Below are 25473 nucleotides of genomic sequence, written 5' to 3'. Positions count from 1 at the left end.
GTCACCGTGGCCATCTCGGTCTTCGACCTGTTCTCGATCGGCATCGGCCCGTCCAGCTCCCACACGGTCGGCCCGATGCGGGCCGCCCGGATGTTCGCCCGCCGACTGCGCAACGAGGAACTGCTCGCGGGCGTCGCCTCGGTGCGCGTCGAGCTGTACGGCTCCCTGGGCGCGACCGGTCACGGCCACGGCACCCCCAAGGCCGTCCTCCTGGGCCTGGAGGGCGCCTCACCGCGCACGGTGGACGTCGAGTCGGCCGACGACCGGGTGGAGGCGATCAGGGAATCGGGCCGCATCCGCCTGCTCGGCGACCACGAGATCCCCTTCGCCTTCGACGAGGACCTGGTCCTGCACCGCCGTGAGACGCTGCCCTACCACGCCAACGGCATGACGATCTGGGCGTACGACGCGGACGGCGCCGAACTCCTGTCGAAGACGTACTACTCCGTCGGCGGCGGCTTCGTCGTCGACGAGGACGCGGTCGGCGCGGACCGCATCAAACTCGACGACACGCCCCTCAAGTACCCCTTCCGCACGGGCGACGAGCTGCTCCGGGTGGCCAAGGAGACGGGCCTGTCGATCTCCGCGCTGATGCTGGAGAACGAGCGCGCCTGGCGCACCGAGGACGAGATCCGCTCCGGCCTCCTCGACATCTGGCGCGTGATGCAGGCCTGCGTCTCACGCGGCATGACCCGCGAGGGCATCCTCCCCGGTGGCCTGCGCGTACGCCGCCGCGCGTCCATGTCGGCCCGCCAACTCCGGGCGGAGGGCGACCCGCTGGCCCGCTCCATGGAGTGGATCACCCTCTACGCGATGGCCGTGAACGAGGAGAACGCCGCCGGCGGCCGCGTCGTCACGGCCCCCACCAACGGCGCGGCCGGCATCATCCCCGCCGTCCTGCACTACTACATCAACTTCGTGCCGGGCGCGGACGAGGACGGCGTGGTCCGCTTCCTCCTGGCCGCCGGCGCCATCGGCATGCTCTTCAAGGAGAACGCCTCCATCTCCGGCGCCGAGGTCGGCTGTCAGGGCGAGGTCGGCTCCGCCTGCTCGATGGCCGCAGGCGCCCTCGCCGAAGTCCTCGGCGGCAGCCCCGAACAGGTCGAGAACGCCGCCGAGATCGGCATGGAACACAACCTCGGCCTCACCTGCGACCCCGTCGGCGGCCTCGTGCAGATCCCCTGCATCGAACGCAACGGCATGGCCGCGGTGAAGGCCGTCACGGCGGCCAGGATGGCCATGCGCGGCGACGGCTCCCACAAGGTGTCCCTCGACAAGGTCATCAAGACCATGAAGGAGACCGGCGCCGACATGAGCGTCAAGTACAAGGAGACGGCGCGGGGCGGGCTCGCGGTGAACATCATCGAGTGCTGAGGGGATGGGCCCTGACCGGCGTGTTCGTTTCTTTCGGCGCTGTCGGGGCCTTCTCTGCTCACCCGGCGGAAAGTCCCCGGAATGCCCCTGGGACAGGTGTGAAAGTCGGCGAAAAGTCCCCGGGAAATCCCATGGAATGGGCGCCTGACCTGGGGGTTCGTGGCACCCTCGACCACTGTTCCGATGCGCCCTGACCGCCGACCATCGCCAGAATGTATCAAATCGATCCCCTAAGCCCACTTGAGGGGTACTATTGGATACATGAGTGCTGCGGAGAACTCGCGTTCGCGCCTGGAGCAGCGGCTGACCGGCCTCTCTCCCACGTTCACGACGGCGCAGGCACGTCAGGCCCTGCTCTCCCCCCGCGATCTGGCGTCCTTGGTCGCGAAGGGGGACATAGACGAACTGTCCCGTGGGGTGTACCGACAGGCAGACGCACCAGAGACCGCGCACGCAGATCTGCTGGCCGTGTGCACGCGGGCTCCACGCGCCGTCGTGTGCGGCGAGTCCGCCCTGGCCCTGCATGAACTGATCGACGACATCCCCGCAGCAGTGCACATCGCCGTGCCGCGCGGTACTCGCCGCCCCACGATTTCCTACCCGCCGACCGTGGTGGCGCAGTACGCCTCGAAGACCTTCGCCCTCGGCATCGAACGGTTCGAAGCAGCTCCAGGAGAGACCGTCCCCGTGTACAACGCAGCCCGCTGCGTCGTCGACGCGATGCGCCACCGCAGCCGCATCGGCGAGACCCTCGCGCTCTCCGCACTCGGCCGCTATCTGCGCCGGAGCGGCCGTGGCGGGGTCAGCGAACTCCAGGACATCGCACGCGAGTTGGGCGCTCTCTCTGTCGTCCGCCCCGCCGTGGAGGCGGTGCTCGCCTGATGGCCAACCCCACACGCGACACCACCGCCGGCCGCGTCTACAACGACCTTCGCAACCTGGCCCGCCGCAACAGCCGGTCCACGGACGAGGTCATGGTCGATTACGTCCTCGAACGGTTCCTCTACCGCATGGCCGCATCACCCCTTGGGCGCGACCACTTCGTCCTCAAGGGCGGCTTGCTGCTGGCCCAGTTCGGCGCGCGTCGGATGACCCGCGACATCGACATCCTCGGCCGCTCGTTCCCAGGCAACGAGGCCGAGATCATCCGCAGGATCGCCGGCATCGCCGCCACCGGGATCGACGACGGAGTGACATTCGACCCCGCGACGCTCAAGACCGTCCCCATCCGCGAGGAGGACGAGTACCACGGACTGCGTCTGTCCATGGCCGCATCCATCGCCCGGGCCCGGCTCAAGCTCCAGTTGGACGTCAGCTTCGGCGACCCTGTCACCCCCGGCCCCCGGATCATCGACTACCCGCAGCAGCTCACGACGGAGAGCTTCCAGATCCTCGGCTACCCCCTCGCAACCGTCATCGCCGAGAAACTCTCCACCGCCGTCTCACTCGGCGACCTCAACACCCGCGACCGCGACTACGGCGACCTCTACCGCCTGCTCACCCTCAACGACCTCGACGGCCAAGAACTCACCACGGCATTGACCGCCACCGCCACACACCGCGGCATCGCCCTGAAACCCCTCAGCACCGCGATCACCGACCTCGGCGAGCGTCGCCAGACCTCCTACACCGCCTGGCGCCGCCGGCAAGGCCCCGCCGCAACCGGCTACCCCGACCGCTTCACCGACGTCGTCCGGCAGGTCACCGCCTTCGCAGACACTCTCCTCAACGGTGACGCCACCACCCGCACATGGAATGCAGCGACCCTCACATGGTCATGAGCCAGTACGAGGAGACGGCCCGGGGCGGGCTCGCGGTGAACATCATCGAGTGCTGAGCGCCCCTTCAGGGGCTGTCCGCCTCACTGGTCCCCGGTGGGGACAGGAGGCCGTCGGCAAGGGTGCTCGGCGGGGGTCCGCGACGGGGTGGGCGTGCAAGGCGGGGGCGAGCAGGTCGGGTGCGTTCGGGGCGGGTTGGCGTCGTCCTGGGTGGCGGCCACCCGGAGGAAGCCGGTCTCGACGGGACGTAGGTCCGCGGTCACGTCGTACACCGGACCGTGTGACGCGGGTGGCGGTCAGGCGTTCTCCTCGGTGTGCGCGAGGGCCGCGCCCAGTTCTGACCTGCGGCGGATGCCGAGCTTGCGGTAGGTGCTGGTCAGGTGGGTCTCGACGGTGCGGCGGGCGAGGTGCAGGAGTTGGGCTATCTCGGTGTTCGTGCGGTTCTGCGCGGCGAGTTCGGCGATGCGGCGCTCGCCCGCGGTGAGGGCGGAGGGGCCGGTCAGGGCCGCCGCGGGGCGGCGGGCGCCGCCCTCGCGCAGGGCTGATTCCGCGACCGCGCGGAGGCGGAGCGCGCCCAGGCGTTCGGCGCGTTCGGCCGCCTCGCGGAAGGCGTCACGGGCCCGCGCCCGCTCCCCGGCGGAGGCGAGCCCCCGCCCCTGCGCCACGAGCGCCGGTATCAGCTCCGTCTCGACCGGCGCACCGCCCGGCGCCACGGTCCGGCCTCCGGCCGGTGCCGGGGTCCGGCTTCCGCCCGGTGCCGGGGTCCGGCCTCCGGCCGATGCCGGAGTCCGGCCTCCGCCCGGTGCTTCTGCCGAGGCCCAGCCGTCGATCGACGGTGTCGTGGACGCTCCGCCCGCGGGCCGGCCGTTCACGGCCCTCGCGGGGCCGGTGTCCGGCGTCCAGCGGCCCACGGCCCTCGCGGGACCTTCGCCCAGCGTCCAGCCGTGCACCGCCGTCGCCGTCGCACGTGATCCGCCTTGTGTCCAGCCGCCCTTGGCCGGCCCGGGGCCGCCCACCCCCGCCACGGTGGACCCGCCCGGCGTGGGACTTCCCGTGGCCGTGGGCCCGGCGATACCGCCCAGTGCCACGACGGCGGCCCCGGCGGTCCCCGTGGCCTCCTCCGGCGTGCCGTCGACGCCCTGGCGCAGCACCCTTACCGCCCGGTCGCCCAGCTCCAGGCCCCGGCGTCCGCCCGTCGCCGTGCCCAGGGCGGACAGAGCGCGGCCGAGGACGCGGGGGGTGTTCCAGATGGCGGCGAGGCCGAGTTCCTGTTCGGCCAGGGCGAGGGCCTCGTGAGGGCGGCCGAGGGCGAGGTGGCATGCGGCGGCGGCGGTGCGCCAGGGGGTGACGACGGGGCTGGCGACGTCGCGGGCGCACTGGCGGCGGCCGCACTCCAGGAAGTCGTCCAGGGCGGCCGCGGGGTCGCCGGTGGCGGCGCGCAGGAGGCCTCGGGCGTAGAGGAAGCGGTTCAACTCCCAGGAGTCGTGGGCGTGTTGGACCTCGAAGGCGTCTGCGAGGCGGGCGGCCTCCTCCGTGCGGCCGGTCTCCACGAGGGCGATGACCGCGTGGGCCAGCGCGTTGGCGGACTCGGGGCGGCCGGCGACCGCGCGCGCGACCTCGGGGTCGGCGAGGACCTCCTCGTGGGCGCCGCGTGCGGCGGTGATGTCGATGCGGACGTTGAGGAGGGCCAGGTGCATGGGGTGCAGGAGGGAGGTGCGCTGGCCGCTGAGGCCTCGGCGGACGAGTCGTTCGGCCTCGTCGAGCTGGTCGGCCCACTGGGCGACGGCGGCGGCGGTGCCCAGCAGGAAGACCTCGGCCGACGGGTCGGACGGCTGGGAGAGGAGGGCCCGGATGCGGTGCATGGCCGAGGCCGCCGAGGTCAGGCCCGCGGTGGCCTCGTAGCGCACGAGGAGGGCCTGTCCCGCGGTGCCGACCAGGTGGGGTGAGCGCTCGGCGGTCTCGCGCAGCCAGCGGTAGACCTCCTGCCGTACGCCCTGGTCGTGGTCGGAGAGCAGCGCGGAGGCGGTCTGGACGGTGCGGATCAGGTCCGGGTGGCCCGTCAGGTGCTCGTCGCGCAGTCCGCGCAGCACGTCGACGGCGGCGCGGGCCTCGCCGCGGCGGGCCAGGGCCGTGCCCAGGGCGACCGCCGCGTGGACGCGTTCCCGGGGCGGGCCGGGCAGCCGCATCGCCTCGGCGAGCCGGGGTATGCCGGCGGTGGACCGTACGGTGGCGTACTCCAGGGAGCCCAGTTCGGTGAGGACCACGGTGCGGCGGGCGGCCGGCATCGGCTCGTCCAGGGCGCGGCGGAGGTAGGCGAGGGCGTCGTCGCTGCGGTCCTCGCGGACGGCGAGGTCGGCGGCGTCGAGCAGGGCTCCGGTCGCCCAGGCCTCGCCGACGGGGCCGCAGCGCAGCAGTTGTCCCGCGACGGCCTCGGCGTGGTCGCCGCGGTGCAGCATCGCCTCGGCGGCCCGGCGGTGGGCGGCCTGCCGGTCGGCGCCGGCCCAGCCGCCCAGCACGGCGTCCCGCAGCAGCGGATGGGCGTAGCGGGGCCGGCCCTCGGGGTCGGGGCGCAGCAGGCCGAGGCAGGTCATCGCGGTGAGCCAGCCGGGTACGCGGGCGGGGTCGGCGTCGGCCGTGCGGGCGAGCAGGTCGGCGTCGGCCGGTACGGGGGCGGCCTCGTCGTCCAGCGCGGCGAGCGCGCGGGCGACCTCGGTGGTCGCGGGCCCCGCGCTGTCCAGCCACCAGGACACCGCGGCGGCGTAGGTGCCCGAGTAGAGCGCGGCGCAGGTGTCCGGGAGGGCAGCGGGGAAGGCCTCGGGGCCGGCGTTGTGGAGGTCTGCGAGCAGGGCGCGCAGCAACAGCGGGTTGCCCGCGCCCGCCCGTAAGCAGGCGTCGACCCGCTCCGGCGGGGCACCGCCGTGGACGGAACGGACCAGCCGTGCGGCGGCGTCCGGGCTCAGCGGGGCCAGGGTGCGGGTGTGCACGAGGGCAGGGGAGAGGGCGTGCGCGAGGCCGTCCGCCGGGCGGTCGATGTCGTACTGGCTGCGCTCGGTGACCACCAGGAGCACCGGCAGCCGGTCGATGCGGCGGACGGCCTCGACGAGCCAGCGGCGGGACGGGGCGTCGGCGAAGTGCGCGTCGTCCACGGCGACGAGCAGCGGGGACTCGGCCGCGTAGGAGTTCAGCAGGCGCCACAGGCGCGCGGGCCTGCCCCGGTGCGGCGGGGTGCCCGGCGGGTCCGGTTCCTCGCCGGCGGCCTGGTCGAACTCCGGTCCGTGGGCGAGGAGTTGGAATACGGTGTCGAACGGCACGGAGGAGTGCTCGGGCGAGCAGCGGGCACGCAGGACACGCATGCCGTTCGCCGCCGCGTGGTCGGCGGCGGCCTCCAGGAGTGCGGTGCGGCCGGTGCCGGTGGCGCCCCGGAGCAGCACCAGACGGCCGGAGCCGCCCCGGGCGCGGGCGGCCTCGGCGGCCAGCAGCTCCAGGGGCTCACGGCGTTCGAGAAGCGGTTCCGGCGCGCACATCGCTGTCTCCTGTCGTGGACTGTCGTGGACTGTCGTTTTCCGCTTCCGTAGACGGGGCATGGCCCGTCGGGGTGCACCGTTCGCCAGCGGTCGGCGTGAAAGCGCCGTGGCCGGTCCCGTGGCCGGTCCCGTGGTCGGTCCCGCGGTCGGTCCGGTGGTCGGTCCGGTGGTCGGTCCCGCGGTGAATCTCGTGGTGTGTCTCGTGGTCCTCCACGATTGCGCAGCGCACACGACACACAGAAGGGTGAATCGAGCCCATCGGCCACTCCCCTCGCAGGAGCGGCGTTTTCGTGCATACGGGAGAAACGGTTGCGCAGCACATTCCGGACCGCGGACACGGCGGCGGCCACGGCCACGGCCGAGCCCCAGGAGCCCCGGCGCCGTATCCCCGTCGTGGTCCACACCCTCGACCCGCTCTCCCGCGCCGGAGTGCTCAGCCAGCTGCGCGGGCACCCGGTGATCGACCTGGTGGACGACGCCGAGGTACGGCCGGGCACCGTGGCCGTGCTGGTCGGTGACACACCGGACGAGCCGCTGCTCTCCGCGCTGCGCCGACTGGTGCGCAGCGAGGGGGCACGCGCGGTCCTGGTGGTGAGCCTGATCCGCGAGACCGAGCTGCTCGATGTCATCGAGTGCGGGGTCGGGGCCATCGTCTGGCGGCACGAGGCCACCGCGCACCGGCTGGCGCAGGCGGTGCTCGCGGCCTCGCGCGGGGACGGCGACCTGCCCGCCGATCTGCTCGGCCGGCTGATCAACCAGGTGGGGACGCTGCAGCGTTCCGTGGCCGGACGCACCGGGGCGCCGCTGTCCGGCCTGGTGCCGCGGGAGATCGACGTCCTCCGGCTCGTCGCCGAGGGGATGGACACCGGCGAGATCGCGAGCAAGCTCTCCTACTCCGAACGCACCGTCAAGAACGTGATGCACGGGCTCACCACCCGGCTGCATCTCCGCAACCGGGCGCACGCGGTGGCCTATGCCCTCCGGGAAGGCTACATCTGATCGAACGGGCAGACCCAACGGGCCACTTGGGCACCACACTCTGCCCGCTCGACGTCCCCGGCACATCTGCGCATACGGCGTCCCCGACGGGCAGGATCGGCGGACAGGCACACGACACAGCAGGAGCACGACCGTGATCCACGAGGTGGACGAGGTCCTCAAGGGACTGATCGGCGGTGGTGCCCTGGCCGGCTCCGGCATCGACGTCTCCTTCGAGGCCCCGACCCGCGACTGGGCGGCCCGGCGCAACGCGACCGCCGTCAACACCTATCTGTACGACATCCGGGAGGACGTCTCCCGCCGCCAGCGCGGCCACATGCCCGTCCGCGACGCGCGGGACATCGTCGTACGCCGTCGGCAGCCGCCCCGCTGGTTCCGGCTGTCGTACCTGGTCACCGCCTGGACGAAACAGCCCCAGGACGAACACCGGCTGCTCTCGGCGGTGCTGGCCAACCTGCTGACGCGTGAGCTGCTGCCCCCGGGCGAACTCCCGGGCGCGCTCGGCGCGCTGGGCCTGTCCGTGCCGGTCTCGGTGGCGGGACTGCACACCGAGTCCCGGTCCCTCGCCGAGATCTGGTCCGCGCTGGGCGGCGAGCTGAAGCCGTCCCTCGACCTCGTGGTCACCGCCCCCTTCCCGGCCTTCCCCGAGTACGACGCCGGTCCCCCGGTCACCGAGGGCGCGGCGATCCGCGTACGCGGCATCGACGGCTCCCTGGACGGCTCGGAGGAACGCGCCCACCGGCCGGGGCAGTTGGCGTCCGCTCCGCACACCGGGGAACAACAGCGGTGACCACGCACGCCTCCCCCGGCTCGCCGTCGGCGCCCACCACCGACGCGCTCCTCCTCCGGCTGGCCCGACTGCGCGAACGGGTCGCCGAGTTGGTGGCCGAGCGCGGTGCCGGTGACCCGACGGCGAACGACCCGTTGCGCGGGCTGTACCTGTCCGAGGAGGGCGTACGGCATCTGCTGGGGCCGTCGGCGCAGGCGTACGCCCCCGTGTTCGAGAGCGGCGAGGACGCGGACGGGGGCCCGGCCCCGGACGGTCCGCTGGAGCGGCTCGCGGGGCGGCTCGGGCTCACCGAACTGGACACGCGGATCCTGCTGATCGCCGTGGCGCCCGATCTGGACCGCTCCTACGAGCAGTTGTACGGCTATCTGAACGACGACGTCAGCAGGCGTCGGGCCACCGTCGGGCTCGCGCTGGATCTGTGCGGGCTGCCCGTGCATCTCGCGCGGGCGCGGGCCCGGTTCCTGCCTTCGGCGCCGCTGAGCGCGCTCGGGCTGCTGACCGTCGAGGACCCCGAACGCCCCTTCCTCGGGCGGGCGTTGCGGGTGCCGGACCGGCTGGTCGCCCATCTGCTCGGCGACGACACGCTGGACGCGGCGCTGGTCGGCCATGTCCGTCCGCTCACGTCGCCGTCGCCCTCGTCCGTCGTGTCCTCCTCGTCCGTCGTGTCCTCCTCGTCCGTGGAGGACGGCGGGTTCACCGCCAGGCTGGCCGCCCGCCTGGCCGCCGCCCCGGTCACCGTCCATCTGCGGGAGCGCCGCGAGGGCGACGGCCTGGTGCGCGCCGGGGCCGCCCTGCGCACGGCGGGGGTGGAGGCCCTGCACTTCACGCCCCCGCCGGCCGAGAACGAGCTGTCCGCGCTCCTCCCCCCACTGCTGCGCGAGGCCCGGCTGCGCGGCTGCGCGGTCGTGGTGTCGCCGCTGCCGGAGCGACCGGGGCCGCTCGTGCGGGCGTTGACGGCGGCCGACGTGTCCGTGCTGTTCGCGGGGGAACAGCCGTACGACCCGCAGTGGTGCGACCGTGATCCGCTGGTCCTCGACGTGCCCCGGCCGCCCTCGGGCGCGGTGGACGCCTGGGCGGCGGCGCTCGGCGCCGGAGCGGACGGGCCGGGGTTCGACCTGGCGGCCACGGTCGCCCCGTACCGGCTCGGCGGGGACCGGATCGAGCGGGCGGCCCGCGCGGCGGTGGACCTCGCGGCGTTCGACGGCACCCCCGTGACCGCCGACCACCTGCGCCTGGCCGCGCGGCTGCAGTCCGCCTCCGGGCTGGAGCGGCACGCCCGCCGGATCCGCCCCGACGTCGGCTGGGGCGACCTCGTCCTGCCCGACAAGCCCCTGGCCCAGCTGCGGGAACTCGCCCTGCGTGCGCGGCATCGCGACCGTGTGCTCGGCGACTGGCGGCTGAGCGCCGGAGGCGGCCGGGGCCGTGGGGTCCTCGGACTCTTCGCGGGCGAGTCGGGCACCGGCAAGACGCTGTCGGCGGAGGTCGTGGCCGCCGAGCTCGGCCTGGACCTCTATGTGGTGCAGCTCTCCTCGATCGTCGACAAGTATGTGGGCGAGACCGAGAAGAACCTCGAACGGATCTTCACCGAGGCCGACCGCACGGACGCCGTGCTGCTCTTCGACGAGGCGGACGCCGTGTTCGGCAAGCGCTCGGAGGTCAAGGACTCCCACGACAAGCACGCCAACATGGAGAGCGCCTATCTGCTCCAGCGTCTCGAGTCCTTCGACGGCATCGCCGTGCTGACCACCAATCTGCGGGCCAACATCGACGAGGCGTTCACCCGGCGGCTGGATCTGGTGGTCGACTTCCCGTTCCCGGACACCGCCCAGCGGCTGGCCCTGTGGCGGCACAGCCTCGCCGCGGTGCCCGGCGCGGACGACACCGACCCGGCGGCGGTCGCCCGCGACTTCGAGCTGGCCGGCGGTTCCATCCGCAGCGCGGTCGTCACCGCCGCCTACGCCGCCGCCGGGCGCGCCGGCCCGGTCACCACGGCCGACCTGCGGGAGGGCGCGGAGCGCGAGTACCGCAAGGCCGGGCGGCTGGTGCCGGGCGAGGGCAACTGGTAGCGGGCGCGGCATCCGGCGGGAGTCGCCCCGGTGAGGACGGCGGGAGCGCCCCCGAGGGTGGCGCGCCCGCCGGACGGGACTACTTCACGCGCCACTTCTGGTTGGGCGTGCCCGCGCACGTCCACAGCTGGAGCTTGGCGCCGTTGCCGGTGGCGTTGTCCTTCACGTCGACGCACTTGTCGGCCTGCGGGTTGACCAGGTCACCGGCGGTGCTCAGCACGAACTGCTGGGCGGGGTTGCCGCTGCACCTGGCCAGCTGGATGACGGCGCCGTCGTCCCGGGAGCCCCACGCGACGTCCATGCACAGCCCGAGGGAGCGGACGGTGCCGTCGCCCCGGAAGTCCCACTTCTGGTTGGCGGTACCGGCGCAGTCCCAGATCTGGAGCGGGGTGCCGTCCTTGCCCTTGCCGTTCTCCGCGTCCGTGACGTCGACGCAGCGGTTCGAACCCTTGCCGATGATCAGGAATCCCTTGGCGGCGGCCGGTTTCCTGGTCGTGGCCTTCGGTTCCGGTTCCTTGTCGGCCCCGGACCCCGAGCCGCCGGAGCCGGAGCCGGAGCCCGCACCGGAACCGGATGTCGAGCCCGGGTCCTCGGGCTGCTCCTCCTCCTGCTGAGGAGCCTCGGGCGTCTCCGAGGGCAGCGGCGCCGCGGAGATGCTCGGCGCCGGAGCCATCGCGGACGGGCTGGCGCTCGGCAGGGCCGTCGTCCCGGCCTCCTGGAGCTCGGTCGCGGCGCTGACGACCTTGGGCTGGTAGGCGAGCCAGAGAGTGACGAAGGTGATGGCCAGCGCCAGGAAGATCCCCATGCAGGTGGCGAGCCAGCCCGGCAGGAACCCCCGCTGGACATAGGTGCCGTCGACGGACTGCGGCGCGACGCCCGCCCGCTGGACGGCGAGCGCGTAGGGTCTCTCCTCCTTGGAGCCGAACCAGATGACCTGTCTCGGCTTCAGCGTGGCCTTCACGAACGCGGCCCGACCGGGCTCGATCTGCACGTTGCCCGGATGGATGTCGTACGACAGCTGGTCGCCGTTGTCGCTGCCGCTGACGGCGGCGGTGACCTTCGTGTTGCCGAGGTTGTCGATGGCGAGCTTGGGCCGCCCCCGGAACCGCCCCTTCACCGTCGGCGGGACGAGTTCCGCCCGCACCTCGGTGAACGGGGTGATCGTCAGGTTCCCCTCGGGGACGGTCGTCGCCTCCGGGTGCTGGGTCGGCGTGATCCGTACGGCGTACGGGTGCGGGCCCGCCGTCGCGTCGGGGGTGCGCGGCGGCGAGAACGTCAGTTCCACCGTCCCCGTGGTCCCCGGGTAGAGCCGTAAGGTCTGCGGCTCCACGGTGGTCCACGGCGCGACATCGCCTACGGGCTCGAAGCGGTACTCGTCGACGACGTCACCGGTGTTGCGCAGCCGCAGCCGTACGGTCGTGCCGGCCCCCGGGTCCACGGTCGTGGAGGCGGGTTCGAGGGAAGTCCAAAGGCTCATGGTCAGGCCCCCGCGCCAGGAACGATCTGCCATTCCTGGTCGTCGGTGACGGTGCAGTGGAAGAGCATCAAGGTCACCTCGTTCCGTGTGTCTTCGTTGCCCGCGATTTCGAGGCACCTGTTCTTGCTCGCGAAGTTGCGGATCCAGTAGCCGCCGCTCTGCTGCGGGTCGAGCCACCACAACTGGTTGTCGCTGGTCGTGCCGTCACAGGTGAACTCCGTGATCTTCGTGTGGATCGGGTTCTCTCCGTAGTTCGGCAGGTCCATGCAGAGCTGGTCCTTGGCGTTGCGGATCTGGAAGAGATCACTGCCGTCGGGCGCCTTCTTCTCGGCCTTCACCTCCAGGTGCCAGAGCTGGTTGTCCGCCGTGCTGTCGTCGCAGGTGAACTGCTGGACCCGGCCGTCTCTCCGCCCGTTGCCCTCGCCGGGGACGTCGGCGCACAGCTTGGTGGCGAGGTTGCGCAGGAGGATGTTGCGGGCGGGCAGCACGCTCTCGGCCTTCTCCTCGGCCGGCTCGGTCGGCTCGGCGGGCGCGCCACCGCCACCGCTGCCGCCACCGCCGTCGTCGTCGTCCGCCTTCTCGGACGGGGGGGCTTCCTCCGGCTCCGGCGTCGGCTCCGGCTGCGCGGACTCCAGCGGTTGCGGCGAGGCCGAGGGCGGCAGCGTGCTGACAGCGGCCTCCCGGAGTTCCGTGGCCGCACTGATCACCTTGGGCTGGTAGGCGAGCCACAGCGTCAGGAAGGTGATCGCCAGCGCCAGGAAGATCCCCATGCAGGTGGCGAGCCAGCCCGGCAGGAAGCTGCGCTGGACATAGGTGCCCTCGACGTCGACCGGCATCACGCCCGACCGCTTCACCGCCAGGGTGTAGGGCCGCTCCTCCTTGGACCCGAACCAGCTGATCTGGCGCGGCTTCAATGTGGCCTTCACGAACGCGGCCCGACCGGGCTCGATCTGCACATTGCTCGGATGGATGTCGTACGACAGCTGATCGCCGTTGTCGCTGCCACTGACCGACGCGGTCACCTTCGTGTTGCCCAGGTTGTCCACGGCGAGCTTGGGCCGCCCGCGGAACCGCCCCTTCACCGTCGGCGGCACCAGCTCCGCCCGCACCTCCGTGAACGGAGTGATCGTCAGATTCCCCTCGGGAACCGTCGTCGCCTCCGGATGCTCCGTCGGCATGATCCGCACCGCATACGCGTTCGGCCCCGCCGTCGCGTCCGGGGTGCGCGGCGGCGCGAACGTCAGCTCCACCGACCCCGTCGTCCCCGGATACAACCGGAGCGTCTGCGGCTCCACGGTCGTCCACGGAGCCACCTCACCCACCGGCTCGAAGCGGTACTCGTCCACCACGTCACCGGTATTGCGCAGACGCAGCCGCACCGTCGTACTGCTCCCCGGGTCCACGGTCGCGGAGGCGGGTTCGAGAGAAGTCCAAAGGCTCACAGAGGGACGCTACGCGGCGGTCGTCCTCAGGTCAGGAGCCGCCGGGGCAGGCCCGGCTGCCCCGGCGGCCACCGAAGCCGTCCCAACGGCCTTGCCCCAACGGCCTTGTCACACGGTGAACTTGACGGCTTCGAGCCAGATGCCGTTGTCGAGGGTGCCGCCGAAGATGTAGTGCTCTCCCTCGCCCGGCTTGTCGCAGGCCAGGTTCTGCCAGCCCCGGTCCTTCTGGTGGACCGACTGACAGACCCCCCGGCCGCCGTTGTCGACGTTGATGGTGAAGCCCAGCATGTCCGGGGCGCCCGCCTTGGAGCTGCCGAAGTAGTTGTCGAAGCCGTCCTTCGCGTTCGACCAGGGCTTCCCGTTGTAGTGGCCCTGGCCGTTGGTGGAGTCGGGGTTGTGGACGAACGCGGCACTCGCCGTGCCGTTGACGCCGGACACCGCGATGTTGAGGGCCTTGAGCGACCTGCCCTGGCCCACCGTGCCGGCCGTGTCGCCGTCGCATTCGGGGGCCGTCCAGCCCTTGCCCGTCACAAAGGCGCGGTAGCAGATGTGCCGGCCGCCCGGGTCCGCGGCGGCCAGCTGCCGCACGGCGGTCGCGGCCGTGGGCGCGGCCTTCTTCTTCTCCTCGGAGCCACCGCCGGAGCCGCCACCACCGTCGCCGCCGCTCGCGCTCCCGCTGTCGCTCTCCGTCTCCGTCACCTGCGGAGGTGCCGAGGACGCGGGAGGCGCGGAGGGCGTGGGCGGCGGAGGGGTCGACACCGGCGCCGAGGGGCTGGGCGGCGGCACCGTGCTGACGGCGGTCTCCTGGAGCTCTGTGGCGGCGCTGATCACCTTGGGCTGGTAGGCGAGCCACAGCGTCAGGAAGGTGATCGCCAGCGCCAGGAAGATCCCCATGCAGGTGGCGAGCCAGCCCGGCAGGAAGCTGCGCTGTACGTAGGTGCCCTCGACGTCGAGCGGTGTCACCCCCGACCGCTTCACCGCGAAGGCGTACGGCCGCTCCTCCTTGGACCCGAACCAGATGATCTGGCGCGGCTTCAGCGTGGCCTTCACGAACGCCGCGCGCCCCGGCTCGATCTGCACATTGCTCGGATGGATGTCGTACGACAGCTGGTCACCGTTGTCGCTGCCGCTGACCGACGCGGTCACCTTCGTGTTGCCCAGGTTGTCCACGGCGAGCTTGGGCCGCCCCCGGAACCGCCCCTTCACCGTCGGCGGCACCAGCTCCGCCCGCACCTCCGTGAACGGGGTGATCGTCAGGTTTCCCTCGGGAACGGTCGCCGCCTCCGGATGCTCCGTCGGCATGATCCGCACCGCATACGCGTTCGGCCCCGCCGTCGCGTCCGGGGTGCGCGGCGGCGCGAACGTCAGCTCCACCGACCCCGTCGTCCCCGGATACAGCCGCAGCGTCTGCGGCTCCACGGTCGTCCACGGAGCCACCTCGCCCACCGGCTCGAAGCGGTACTCGTCCACCACGTCACCGGTGTTGCGCAGACGCAGTCGCACCGTCGTACTGCTCCCCGGGTCCACAGTCGTGGAGGCGGGTTCGAGGGAAGTCCAAAGGCTCACGTCAGGACGCTACCGGGAGAGCGGAAGCCCGGTCAGGAGGAGAAGGTGCACGGTCTCACTGCCCGAAAGGGCACCGTGCGCGGGCACGGGGGCCGCCGCCGCCGGGCGGGCGTGCGCGGGCCGCCGGGGAGCGTCCGCGCCGATCGGCCGGACTGCCCCTGGGGGCAACGAGGATGCCCCCGATCAGGTACCGGAGGACGTTTCGGGTGACGCGCTTCGCGCGTGAGGGTGAGAGGCGACCTGTCTCGTACCCCAAGGAGAGCAGAGCATGCCGTCCTACCTGTCGCCGGGCGTCTACGTCGAGGAGGTGGCCAGCGGCTCGCGTCCCATCGAGGGTGTGGGCACCTCGGTGGCCGCCTTCGTCGGCCTGGCCCCGACCGGTCCGCTGAACGAGCCGACCCTGGTGACCAACTGGTCCCAGTACGTCGCCGCCTTCGGCGAGTTCACCGACGGCTACTACCTCGCGCACTCGGTGTACGGGTTCTTCAACAACGGCGGCAGCGCCGCGTACGTCGTCCGGGTCGGCGGCACGGACCAGGGCGGCGCGTCCGCCGGCGGCCCGGCCGCCGTGACGGGGTCCGCCGCGCCGGCCGCGCTGCCCCCGGGCGAGCCGAAGCAGCTGGGCACGTTCAGCGTGACCGCCATCGCGGGCGGTTCGCTCAGCGTCGAGGTCGCCGACCCCGAGGGCGAGGGCCCGGCCGAGCGGTTCAGGCTGATCGTCAAGGACGGCGACAAGGCCGTGGAGACGTTCGACGTGACCGCCAAGAAGGGCGGCCGCAACTACGTCGTCACCCAGGTCAAGGAGCGCTCCAAGCTCATCACGGTCCAGGAGACGGCGCCGGCCGCGCAGCTCGCGCGCCCCGACAACCAGACCGTGGCCCTGGCGGCGCCCGCCGCCCCGGCCGCCGTCACGCCCGCCGCGACGGACGACGGCCACCCCGGCCCGGCCGAGTACCTCGGCGACTCCGCCGACCGCACCGGCTTCGGCGGCCTGGAGGCCGTGGACGAGATCTCCATGGTCGCCGTGCCCGACCTGATGGCCGCCTACCAGCGCGGCGCGATCGACCTGGAGGCCGTCAAGGCGGTCCAGCTCGGTCTGATCGCGCACTGCGAGCTGATGGGCGACCGGGTCGCCGTCATCGACCCGCCGCCCGGCCTCAACGCCCGTCAGATCCGGGTATGGCGCCAGGAGACCGCCGGGTACGACTCCAAGTACGCGGCCCTCTACTACCCCTGGATCAAGGTCTTCGACCCGGCCAGCGGCCAGTCCCGGGTCATCCCGCCGAGCGGCCACGTCGCCGGCGTCTGGGCCCGCAACGACTTCGAGCGCGGGGTGCACAAGGCGCCCGCCAACGAGGTCGTACGCGGCGCGGTCGACCTGGAGCTCCAGATCACCCGCGGCGAGCAGGACCTGTTGAACCCCATCGGCGTCAACTGCATCCGCGCCTTCCCGGGCCGCGGCATCCGCGTCTGGGGCGCCCGCACCATGTCCTCCGACCCGGCCTGGCGCTACCTCAACATCCGCCGGTACTTCAACTACCTTGAGGAGTCGATCCTGATCGGCACCCAGTGGGTGGTGTTCGAGCCGAACGACCACGCGCTGTGGGCCCGGATCCGGCGCAACGTCTCCGCGTTCCTGGTCAACGAGTGGCGCCAGGGCGCCCTGTTCGGCCAGCGGCCCGAGGACGCGTACTACGTCAAGTGCGACGACGAGACCAACCCGCCGGAGTCGGTCGACCTCGGCCGGGTGATCTGCGAGATCGGCATCGCCCCGGTCAAGCCCGCCGAGTTCGTGATCTTCCGGCTGGCCCAGTTCTCCAGCGGCAACGGGGAGCTGGAGGAGTAGCACGCGGTGCCCTCCCCGCTCCCAGCCCTCGCACGCCCCACCTCAAGACCCCCTAGAAGGACAGAGAACAGATGAGTCTCGCGCCGGGTGACGCCCTTACCTCACACAATTTCGGCCTGCAGATCGACGGGGTGATGGTCGAGTACCTCGCGGAGGTCAGCGGCCTCACCCTCGAACAGGACGTCATCACGTACCAGCAGAACTCCGCCCAGGGGCGGCCCGAGGTCAACCTTCTGCCCGGTGTGCAGAAGAACGGGCAGTGCACCGTGGTCCGCGGTATGACCCAGTCGGCCGCGTTCAACACGTGGATCAACGACTCCATCAACGGTCAGATGGGCTCGGCCCGCAAGAACGCGTCCATCATCATGATGGATTATCAGAACAATCCGGTGAAGCGGTACAACATGCGCAACGCCTGGTGCAGCAAGATCGACGCGAGCACCCTCAAGGCCGGCGAGGCGTCCGCGCTCACCGAGACCGTGACCATCGTCTTCGAAGAACTGGTCATCGAGTAATGCGGCGTACGGCTGGCAGGGCGGGCGCGGGCGCGGGCTCGATCGTGGACGTCCCGGGTACGGAGCCGGGCGCGGGCATGGGCGCGGAGGCGGCTCCGGCCGCGTCCGCTTCCGCCTTCGCCCCCGTCTCCGCGTCCGCTCCCGCTCCTGCTCCCGCGCCGGCTCCGGCTCCGGCCGTCGCGCCGGTGGCGCAGCGGCTGCGGACGGAGTTCCCGTTCGAGCTGCCTCGCGGTTACGTCGACGAGGCGGGGAACGTCCACCGGGAGGGCGTGATGCGTCTCGCCACCGCCCGGGACGAGTTGATCCCGCTCCGCGACGTCCGCGTGCAGGAGAACCCGGCGTATCTGTCGGTCGTGCTGCTCGGCCGGGTCATCACCCGGCTGGGCAACCTGCCGATGGTCCACGACGGGATCGTGGAGAACATGTTCGCGTCCGACCTCGCGTTCCTGCAGGACTTCTACCGGCAGGTCAACGCGGAGGGCCACACCCGTGCGGCTGTGGAGTGCCCCCACTGCTCCGAGCCCTTCGAGGTCGAACTCGGCGGGAGCCGCCTGGGGGAATCGTGACGTACGCGACCGACCGGCTGCACGAGGAGATCGCGTACGTCGCCTACCACTTCCACTGGAGCTTCGAGGAGATCCTCGACCTCGAACACCACGACCGCCGCCGCTACACCGAACAGATCGCGTCCCTCGTGACACGGGGCGGGTCGGAGGGCTGACACGTGGGCTTCTTGGATCGCCTACGGGCCGCCGCCGGTCCGGCGGGGCGCCGGGGTGGGGTTGACGGGGGTGGCTCGGGCGAGGAGAGCCGCCCGGGGGGCGGGGCGGGCTCCCTTGCTGGGGTGGGCTCCCCTGGGGTGGGCTCCGCTAGCGGGGTGGGCTCCCGTGCTGGGGCCGACTCTCCTGGTGGGGCCAACTCCCGTAGCGGGATCGACTCCCGGAGTGGGGTGGGCTCCCATAGTGGGGTGGGCTCTGTCGGCGGAGATGGTTCGGTTGGCGGGGATGGTTCGGTTGGCGGGGATGGCTCTGTGGGTGGAACGGCTTCGGCCGGCGGGGCGACTTCGGCCCACGGGGCGACGCGGGCCGGCGGGGCGACTGCGGTCGGTGGCGGCGTCTCCGTCGGTGGCTGGGAGGGGCTCGCTCCGATTCAGCGGGCCACCGGGGGGCGGGCCGTCGTCGCGGACGCCGGGTTCAGCGGGCGGTTGAGCACCTGGCAGAACCCGTCCTTCACCGGGACCTTGTCCCATGCCGTCCTGCCCGGAGCACCAGGCGGGCTCGTCAGGGACGTCCTCACCACGTCGGCGGCACCCGTCGCCGGACTCGAACTGCCCTCGCGCACGCTGCCGGTGGCGAACGACGAGCCGGTGGCCCCCGCCGACATGCCCAGTGCTGCACGGCCTGTGCAGCGCGCGCCGCACCAGGTCACACCGTCTCGCCCGACCGGCCCCCGGGTGACTCCCGTACCGCCCCGCGCCGCCCGTCCGACCCCGTTGACCCAGGCCCCGACCGCGCCCGTCGTCCAGCGACGGACCCTGCCGACGGCACGACCGCAGACTTCCGGGACCGGTGGGATGTCGGGGGGTACGGCTCCGGGGAGTGCCTCATCCGGGCACGCGGCGCCGGGCGCCTCCTCGTCCGGGCAGATGTCGTCAGGCCCTTCCTCGTCCGGGCACACCACGGCAGGCGGTGCTTCGGCCGGGCGTACGGCGTCGGGCGGTGGCGCCGGGCACACCGTTACCGGTGGCGCCCCTTCCGGGCACCCGGCCTCCGGCAGTGCCTCGCCGCAGCGTTCGGCGTCGGGCGGCACCACATCGGTGCGTACGGCGTCCAAGCCTGGTGCGACGGGCTCGGCCGACTCGGGTGCGAGTCCGGTCGTCGCGTCCGGTGGCCCGCGTGGGGCGACGACGCCTGCCGCAGCGGCTGTTGGCGCCGACTCGCCGGGCGGCGGCTTCCCCGACGCTGCTCCGGCCTCCGGCCACGCAGCGGCTGACCCCGGTCGCGCGGGGCTCGGCATCCAGCGTGCGACGACGGGCTCCGGCGACACGGCAACGGGTTCCGGCCGAACGGGAGAGAACTCCGGCCGAACGGCAACAGGTCCCGGCCGTACGGCAGTCGGCCGCGCCGGGACGGCAACCGACCCCGGCAGGACGGGCAACGACACCGGGAACAGCCCCGCCGCCCCCGGACACGCCGAGGTCGGCATCCAGCGGGCAGCGACCGGGTCCAGCTCTTCGGCCGCCAACGCCGCCGCGACGGCCACCGGCTCCGCCGGAGCACCGGGCGGGCGCAGCGGAACGGGCACCGCCTCCGGGAGCGCCCCCGCCACCCACGGACCCGGCGAGGCCGGCATCCAGCGGACGACGGCCGAAACCAACCCCACGACAGCCAACGCCGACGCGAACGTCACCGGCACCACCTGGACCGCGACCAGCCCTCCCGGGACGGGCACCCACCCCGGGAGTACCCCCGCCACCCCCGGGCCCGGCGAGGCCAGCATCCAGCGAGCGGCGACCGGAACCAACCCCACGACAGCCGCCCCCGCCAGGACGGCGACCGGCCCCGGGAGCGCCCCCGCCACCCACGGACCCGGCGAGGCCGGCATCCAGCGAGCGGCGACCGGAGCCAGCCCCACGACAGCCAACGCCGGCGCGACGGCCACCGGCTCCGCCGGAGCACCGGGCGGCCCCGGCGGCGCACCGGCCGGCCCGAGCGACGCGGCGGCCAACGCCCCACGGTCCGGGGCCGGTCTCGGCAACACAGCGGGCGACGCAGCCGGGACGACGACAGGTCGCGGAGCCACACCCGGTGGCCCCGCCACGCGGGCGACCGCCCCCGGCAACCCGGCGGCCGGCATCCAGCGCGCGGTGATCAACCCCAGCGGCACGCGGAACAGCCCCGCCACCACCACCCCCGGCAGCACCAACGTCGTCGGCTCCGACCTCACTTCCGGTACGACCACCCACACCGGCTCCGGCCTCAACTCCGGCTCGGGCACCGGCACCGGCACCGGCACCGGCACGACCGTGGGCAGCCCCAGCCCCAGGCGTACCGCAACCGGCCCCTCCGGCGGAGCCGTCGACGTCCAACGGACGACGAACGGTCCCAGCCGTACGTCAGCCGCGTCCGCCGGTGCCCCGGCCAAACCCTCCGCGACGCCGACCCGCCCCAGCGGCGCACCCTCCAGCACCGGTGATGCCGTGACCGGCGTCCAGAGAGCCACCTCCGGCCCCAGCGGCGCACCGACCGCCGCCCCCGGCTCGGCCTCCAGCCCCGTCGGTACGGCGGCCGGCTCCAGTGGTACGCCCACCGGCAGCGCAGCCGTCACCGTCCAACGGGCGCAGTCCGACACCGGTGGCACGGCCCCCACCCCTCACGCGGCGGCCAAGGCAGGCACTCCAACCGCCACCGCGCACACAACGGCCAACACCGACAACCCCTCGCCCGGCACCGGCACCGGCACCGGCACCCAAGCCACCCCCTCCGTCGGCCCGTCCCACGGCACCCCTGTCCTCCAGCGGACCGCAACCGGCCCCAGCAGCCCCACACCCCCGGTCGCCCCGCCCCCGGCACCCGCCACCCCGAACTCGCCCGCGCCCGGCCCGATCGGCCCCACCCCGGGCACCCACCTCCTCCAGCGGAGCACTGTCGGCAGCGCACGGCGCACAGGCCTAGGCGCCCCCCTCTCCGGCCCTGTCCCGGCCGCCGCCGCGACCACTCCTCCGCCGTCGTTCCCCTCCCCGCAGCCGACCGGACCGACCACTCCCACACCCCCGGCCCCGGCCCCGGCCCCGATCTCGGCAGACCGCGCCCACGCCGCGACCACCAACCCGACCGCCCCCCGTCAGCGCCCCCTGCTCGGCGCCCCCCTCTCCACCCCGCCCCAGGACGCGAAGCCCCTCTCCGGGCGCGGCGCTCCCGGCGGTACACGCTCCACCGGCCCCTCTCCCGTGTCTCCCGTACAGCGAGCGACAACGGCGCACCGGGGAACCGCGAACCCCGCACCGGCAGCCCCGGCCGTCGTCCCGCTGACCCCCACGGTCCACGGCCGGCGCCCTGAAGGGGCGCAAGGGGCGCGGGGAACCGCGCGACCGGCCACACCCGGCCCTCGGCCGCCCCACACCCCGGCCCGGCACAGCCTGACCCCGCACACCCCTGAACGATCAAGCTCTGCCCCAGCACCGGCGGCGACGGAAGCCCAGCCCTCTCGGCCCGCGCCCACCCCCACCCCCGTACGCCCCCTCACCCCCACCCGCGCGCTCACCTCGGCCCTGCCCACCACGACACCGCCCCCCGCCCTCCAGCGTCAGGCGACGTCGGCCGCCGTACCCCTGCGCCGCCCGTCGTCCCCCGGCACCGGCCCCGCCGTGCAGCGCCTCGCGGCGGACAAGCCCGCCCCTCTGTCCCGTACCGCGCTCCCCCTGGCCGTCGCCCCCGTGACGCCCTCGCAGGCCCCGCGGAAGCCGAGCCCGCTCCCCGCCCGAGCAGTGGCCCAGCGCCAGGCCCTCACCACCCCCAAGCCCCCCGGCGCCACCCCCGTACCCGCACCCCTCATCCCACCGGCACCGGCACCCACACCCACCGCACCCGCACCCGCACCCATCCAGCGAGCCCCCGGCATCCCCCTTCGCCCCACCCCGGCCACCACGACCTCGGCCGTCTCACCCGTCACGGCGACCGCACGCCCCCCGCGTACCTCGTCGGCCTCGACACCCCCCGAGAACGCCGAGCCCTCCAAGGCCCAGTTCGACCCCCGTTCCCTCACCGACTTCCAGCTCGACGAGCTGACGCACAAGCTCATCGGCCGGATCACCCGCCTCGTCCGCACCGAACTACGTCTCGACCGCGAGCGCGTAGGGAAACTCCGCGACCCCCGCCACTGACCCACATCGGCCCCGGCCAACCGACCCGTCCGCCCCGTACCCGCTCCACCCGCACCACCCGACCCCTGTCCGCAGAAAGGCCCTCCCCGATGCCCCGCGATCTCGACCCGGGCTCCACCATCTTCTTCACCCTGACGATCGACGGCGAGAGCCTCGGTTACTTCAACGGGTGTGAGGGGCTGTCCTCGACGGTGGAGATCGAGCACCGCCAGGAGGGCGGGAACAACGGGTTCGTCTGGCAGTTCCCGTCACGTGTGACGTTCTCGAACATCCGGCTGACGAGGCCGCTCACCCCGGACACGGCCAAGGTCGCGGCGTGGATCTCGTCCGTGGCGACGGGCGTGAAGCGCCCGACCGCCCAGATCGCGGCACTGCGCGCGGACGGCTCGGAGGTGGCGCACTGGGGGCTGATCGACGTCCTGCCGGTGAGCTGGCAGGGGCCGTCCCTGGACCCGGCGAACCCGAGCGTGGCGACCGAGGTCCTGGAGATCACGCACCACGGATTCACGGACTGAGGGGCGGGCACAGGACATGGCGAAGGGCAGCAAGGGCGGCGCGGGCAAGAGCCTCGTGCGGGCCACACTGGCCATTCACGAGCCGCCGGTGGGGACGAGCACGACGCCGGGCGGGCTGATGAAGACGTTCAGCTTCGAGTTCAATCCGGCGGAGCTGACGCTGCGCCGGGGCGCCCAGTGGAAGACCACGATCAGCGCGGCCGTACGCGACGGCGCCCTGCCGGAGTTCATGGGGCCCGAGGCGCGGGAGATGAACGTCGAGATCTTCCTCGACTCCTCCGACAAGCCGAGCGGCACCACGGTGCTGAAGAAGGTGGAGTCGCTGCTGTCGTGCTGCGAGGTGACGACCAAGAGCCTCGCCGCGAAACAGCCGTCGCCGCCGTGGGTGGTGTTCCAGTGGGGGTCGTTCTCGACGGCCCGCTTCACGGCGTACGTCAGCTCCGTGGACGTCACGTACTCGCTGTTCGGGACGACCGGTGTGCCGATCCGGGCCACCTGCCGGATGTCGCTGCACGAGATCCCCAGTACGACCAAGGGGCAGAACCCGACCTCGGGCGCGCTCACCGCGCGGAGTGTGCACCGGGTCGTCGCGGGCGACTCGCTCCAGTCGCTGGCGTGGCGGGAGTACGGCAACGCGTCCGCGTGGCGGGCGATCGCGGAGGCCAACGGCATCGACGATCCCACGCGTCTGCCCACCGGCATCGAACTCGTCCTCCCGGCGGCCGAGGAGGTGGGTTTCTGATGGTGAAGCCGTCCTTCTCCAACGTCATCCATGTCACCCTCGACGGCGCGAAGCTGCCGCCGGAGTACGCCGATCTGCTGGTCGGCGGGTGGGTCGATCTCGGAGCCGGGGTGCCCGGCGCGTTCCGGCTCACCTTCCGGGACCCGCACGGCCTGCTGCTGGGCAAACTGAACGTCAGGTTCGGCACCAAGGTCGTCATCGCGCCCGTCGCCGACGGGCAGGGCGCGGCGTCCCCGCTGCTCACCGGTGAGGTCACCGGCATGGAGACCGACTACGACGGCACCGGCACCTTCACCGTCGTCCGCGGCTACGACCCGGGCCACCGGCTGATGCGGGTGCGCAGGGTGGCGGCGTACCGCAATCAGACGGCCGCCGACATCGCCCGCAAGCTGGCCGGGATGAACGGCATCCCGGTCGGACAGGTGCAGGGCACCAAGACGGTCTACGACTTCATCTCGCAGTCCAATGTGACGGACTGGGACTTCCTGGCGCGGCTCGCCGACGAGAACGAGATGGTGATGTCGCTGGACGCCAAGGGGAAGTTCCAGTTCGTCAAGCCGAAGCCGGCGTCCGGCGCGCCCCCGACGAGCACCCCCGGCGAGAAGAGCCCCTTCGTGCTGCAGGCAGGGGTCGACATCCTGCGCTGCCGGGCCGCCGTCACCGCGGCCGACCAGGTCGGCAGGGTCGAGGCGCGCGGCTGGAACGTCACGACGAAGAAGAAGCTCACGGCGACGACCCCGGCGAACTCCCACCCCGGTATCGCCATCGGCAGCACCCCGCAGAAGGCGGCGGGCGCGTTCAAGGCCGCCAAGCTGGTCGAGACGGACGTCCCGTACGACCTCCAGAGCGAGGTCACGCACGCCGCCGGCTCCCTCGCCGACGACATCACCTCCTCCTTCGCCGAGCTGGAGGTCACGGTGCGCGGCAACCCGCAGCTGCGGCCCGGTGTGCCGGTGACGCTCACCGAGGTGGGCGCCCCGTTCGAGGGCAAGTACACCTGCACCTCCGTCCGGCACTCCTTCGGCGACGGCAGCCACTACGAGACCTGGGTGACCGTCAGCGGCCGGCAGTGGCGCTCGCTCTTCGGCCTGACGTCGGGTGGCGGTACGGCGGCGCCCCGGCTGCCGAGCGTGGCCAACGCGCTGGTCACCGACGTACAGGATCCGCTGAAGCAGGGCCGGGTGAAGCTCCAGTTCCCGTGGCTGGACGACACGTACGTCAGCGACTGGACGCGGACCGTGCAGATGGGCGGCAAGGGCGGCGGCGGGATCTTCCCGCTGGACGTCGGGGACGAGGTGCTGGTCGCCTTCGACCGGGGCGCGCTCGACCACCCGTTCGTCATCGGCGGTCTCTACAACGGCGTCGACAAGCCGACCCCCGTGAAGGACGTGTGGCTGCACGACCCGGTCAAGAAGAAGGCGATCCGGCACACCCTGTCCGACCGGGAGGGCAACCGGGTCGACCTGCTCAGCCAGCAGACGGGCCTGCGCAAGCAGGGCGTCCGCCTCGCCACCGGCAACGACCGGCTGATCATCAACCTCGACCGGACGAAGACCGAGATCACGGTGGACAGCAAGGGCGCCGTCAGCATCACGGGCGGTACGTCGGTGTCCGTGAAGGCCGGGACCGATCTGACGCTGAGCGCGCGGCGGTCCGTGACCATCAGGAGCGGCGGGCCCCTCAACCTCCAGGGCCAGGGGCTGGTCAGCCTCCGGTCGCTGGGCGGTGTGGTGAACGTGAACGCGATGGGCGCCCTCAACCTCAGCGCGGCCGGCGCGGCGACGGTCAACGCCGCCGGGACCGTGCAGATCAACGCCGTGGGCCAGTTGGGCCTCAAGGCCGTCAAGGTCGACATCTTCGGGGGGTTCTTCGTCAACACGGTCAAATATCCGTTCGGGTGACGGCCGAGAGCCCACGCGCACCCCCACTCACCTCGCACACCACGTACTTCGAGCAC

19 protein-coding genes are annotated in these 25473 nt (G+C 72.8%); 14 read left to right on the top strand and 5 right to left on the bottom strand.

All coding sequences use genetic code 11. From position 1 onward, the window contains the following. The first annotated feature begins 6 nt into the window (after nucleotides 1-6). The 3 genes from OG272_RS34305 (at nucleotide 7) to OG272_RS34295 (ending at nucleotide 3155) form a co-directional block, all read left to right on the top strand. Nucleotides 7-1374 carry an L-serine ammonia-lyase gene (locus OG272_RS34305; protein ID WP_327727725.1) on the top strand — a complete coding sequence of 456 codons (1368 nt, stop codon included), beginning with the start codon at nucleotides 7-9 and terminating at the stop codon, nucleotides 1372-1374. A 261-nt stretch (nucleotides 1375-1635) separates the two neighbouring features. Then, nucleotides 1636-2256 (top strand): type IV toxin-antitoxin system AbiEi family antitoxin domain-containing protein, encoded by a 621-nt coding sequence (locus tag OG272_RS34300; RefSeq protein WP_326577160.1) that lies wholly within the window; start codon nucleotides 1636-1638, stop codon nucleotides 2254-2256. Further along, on the top strand, nucleotides 2256-3155 hold the full coding sequence (locus OG272_RS34295) for a nucleotidyl transferase AbiEii/AbiGii toxin family protein (protein WP_405895452.1): 900 nt from the start codon (nucleotides 2256-2258) through the stop codon (nucleotides 3153-3155). Before OG272_RS34300 ends, OG272_RS34295 begins: the two co-directional genes overlap by 1 nt. Nucleotides 3156-3448: 293 nt before the next feature. Here OG272_RS34295 and OG272_RS34290 read toward each other — a convergent pair whose 3' ends face one another. Further along, nucleotides 3449-6676 carry an AAA family ATPase gene (locus tag OG272_RS34290; protein WP_405895451.1) on the bottom strand — a complete coding sequence of 1076 codons (3228 nt, stop codon included), beginning with the start codon at nucleotides 6674-6676 and terminating at the stop codon, nucleotides 3449-3451. A gap of 309 nt (nucleotides 6677-6985) precedes the next feature. Here OG272_RS34290 and OG272_RS34285 point away from each other — a divergent pair, with 309 nt between their 5' ends. The 3 genes from OG272_RS34285 (at nucleotide 6986) to OG272_RS34275 (ending at nucleotide 10531) form a co-directional block, all read left to right on the top strand. Beyond that, a complete protein-coding gene (locus OG272_RS34285) occupies nucleotides 6986-7675 on the top strand; it encodes a response regulator transcription factor (protein WP_326577164.1) in 690 nt (229 codons plus the stop codon). A 133-nt stretch (nucleotides 7676-7808) separates the two neighbouring features. Then, entirely contained in the window at nucleotides 7809-8465 is a 657-nt protein-coding gene (locus tag OG272_RS34280; protein WP_327727729.1) for a DUF4255 domain-containing protein, read from the top strand. Beyond that, complete coding sequence (locus tag OG272_RS34275) at nucleotides 8462-10531, top strand: ATP-binding protein (RefSeq protein WP_327727730.1); 2070 nt, start codon at nucleotides 8462-8464, stop codon at nucleotides 10529-10531. Before OG272_RS34280 ends, OG272_RS34275 begins: the two co-directional genes overlap by 4 nt. 79 nt (nucleotides 10532-10610) lie before the next feature. Here the strand turns inward: OG272_RS34275 and OG272_RS34270 are convergent, their stop codons facing one another. The 3 genes from OG272_RS34270 to OG272_RS34260 form a co-directional block, all read right to left on the bottom strand. After that, nucleotides 10611-12008: a ricin-type beta-trefoil lectin domain protein gene (locus tag OG272_RS34270; RefSeq protein ID WP_327727731.1), complete on the bottom strand. Its 1398-nt coding sequence runs from the start codon at nucleotides 12006-12008 to the stop codon at nucleotides 10611-10613. 2 nt (nucleotides 12009-12010) lie between these two features. Continuing rightward, a complete protein-coding gene (locus OG272_RS34265; RefSeq protein ID WP_327727732.1) occupies nucleotides 12011-13450 on the bottom strand; it encodes an RICIN domain-containing protein in 1440 nt (479 codons plus the stop codon). A gap of 108 nt (nucleotides 13451-13558) precedes the next feature. Continuing rightward, nucleotides 13559-15016: a hydrolase gene (locus tag OG272_RS34260; RefSeq protein WP_328224063.1), complete on the bottom strand. Its 1458-nt coding sequence runs from the start codon at nucleotides 15014-15016 to the stop codon at nucleotides 13559-13561. A gap of 268 nt (nucleotides 15017-15284) precedes the next feature. On the opposite strand from OG272_RS34260, the gene OG272_RS34255 reads away from it, so the two are divergent. The 4 genes from OG272_RS34255 to OG272_RS34240 all read left to right on the top strand — a co-directional run bounded on the left by OG272_RS34255 (nucleotide 15285) and on the right by OG272_RS34240 (nucleotide 18098). Continuing rightward, nucleotides 15285-16862 carry a phage tail sheath subtilisin-like domain-containing protein gene (locus tag OG272_RS34255; protein ID WP_326577175.1) on the top strand — a complete coding sequence of 526 codons (1578 nt, stop codon included), beginning with the start codon at nucleotides 15285-15287 and terminating at the stop codon, nucleotides 16860-16862. A 71-nt stretch (nucleotides 16863-16933) separates the two neighbouring features. Beyond that, nucleotides 16934-17377, top strand: a complete 444-nt coding sequence (locus tag OG272_RS34250) for a phage tail protein (protein ID WP_033526822.1) — start codon at nucleotides 16934-16936, stop codon at nucleotides 17375-17377. Then, entirely contained in the window at nucleotides 17377-17943 is a 567-nt protein-coding gene (locus OG272_RS34245) for a hypothetical protein (RefSeq protein ID WP_327727735.1), read from the top strand. The genes OG272_RS34250 and OG272_RS34245 overlap by 1 nt, the downstream gene beginning before the upstream one ends. Further along, entirely contained in the window at nucleotides 17940-18098 is a 159-nt protein-coding gene (locus OG272_RS34240) for a DUF6760 family protein (protein ID WP_193241757.1), read from the top strand. The genes OG272_RS34245 and OG272_RS34240 overlap by 4 nt, the downstream gene beginning before the upstream one ends. A gap of 428 nt (nucleotides 18099-18526) precedes the next feature. Here OG272_RS34240 and OG272_RS34235 read toward each other — a convergent pair whose 3' ends face one another. Beyond that, nucleotides 18527-18760 carry a hypothetical protein gene (locus OG272_RS34235; protein WP_405895450.1) on the bottom strand — a complete coding sequence of 78 codons (234 nt, stop codon included), beginning with the start codon at nucleotides 18758-18760 and terminating at the stop codon, nucleotides 18527-18529. A 433-nt stretch (nucleotides 18761-19193) separates the two neighbouring features. Between OG272_RS34235 and OG272_RS34230 the strand changes: the two genes are divergently transcribed. The 4 genes from OG272_RS34230 to OG272_RS34215 all read left to right on the top strand — a co-directional run bounded on the left by OG272_RS34230 (nucleotide 19194) and on the right by OG272_RS34215 (nucleotide 25417). Next, nucleotides 19194-22259, top strand: coding sequence for a hypothetical protein (locus OG272_RS34230; protein WP_405895449.1), 3066 nt, complete (start codon nucleotides 19194-19196; stop codon nucleotides 22257-22259). An 89-nt stretch (nucleotides 22260-22348) separates the two neighbouring features. Continuing rightward, entirely contained in the window at nucleotides 22349-22774 is a 426-nt protein-coding gene (locus OG272_RS34225; RefSeq protein WP_037695699.1) for a phage tail protein, read from the top strand. Nucleotides 22775-22790: 16 nt separating this feature from the next. Further along, complete coding sequence (locus OG272_RS34220) at nucleotides 22791-23516, top strand: LysM peptidoglycan-binding domain-containing protein (protein WP_326577188.1); 726 nt, start codon at nucleotides 22791-22793, stop codon at nucleotides 23514-23516. After that, entirely contained in the window at nucleotides 23516-25417 is a 1902-nt protein-coding gene (locus OG272_RS34215; RefSeq protein ID WP_326577190.1) for a VgrG-related protein, read from the top strand. Before OG272_RS34220 ends, OG272_RS34215 begins: the two co-directional genes overlap by 1 nt. Nucleotides 25418-25473: the final 56 nt, after the last annotated feature.

Origin of the sequence: Streptomyces sp. NBC_00104, assembly GCF_045160825.1 — a bacterium.
Classification (GTDB): Bacteria; Actinomycetota; Actinomycetes; order Streptomycetales; family Streptomycetaceae; genus Streptomyces.
The sequence above is the reverse complement of the archived record's forward strand: the minus strand, read 5'-3'. Positions and strand labels throughout refer to the sequence as shown.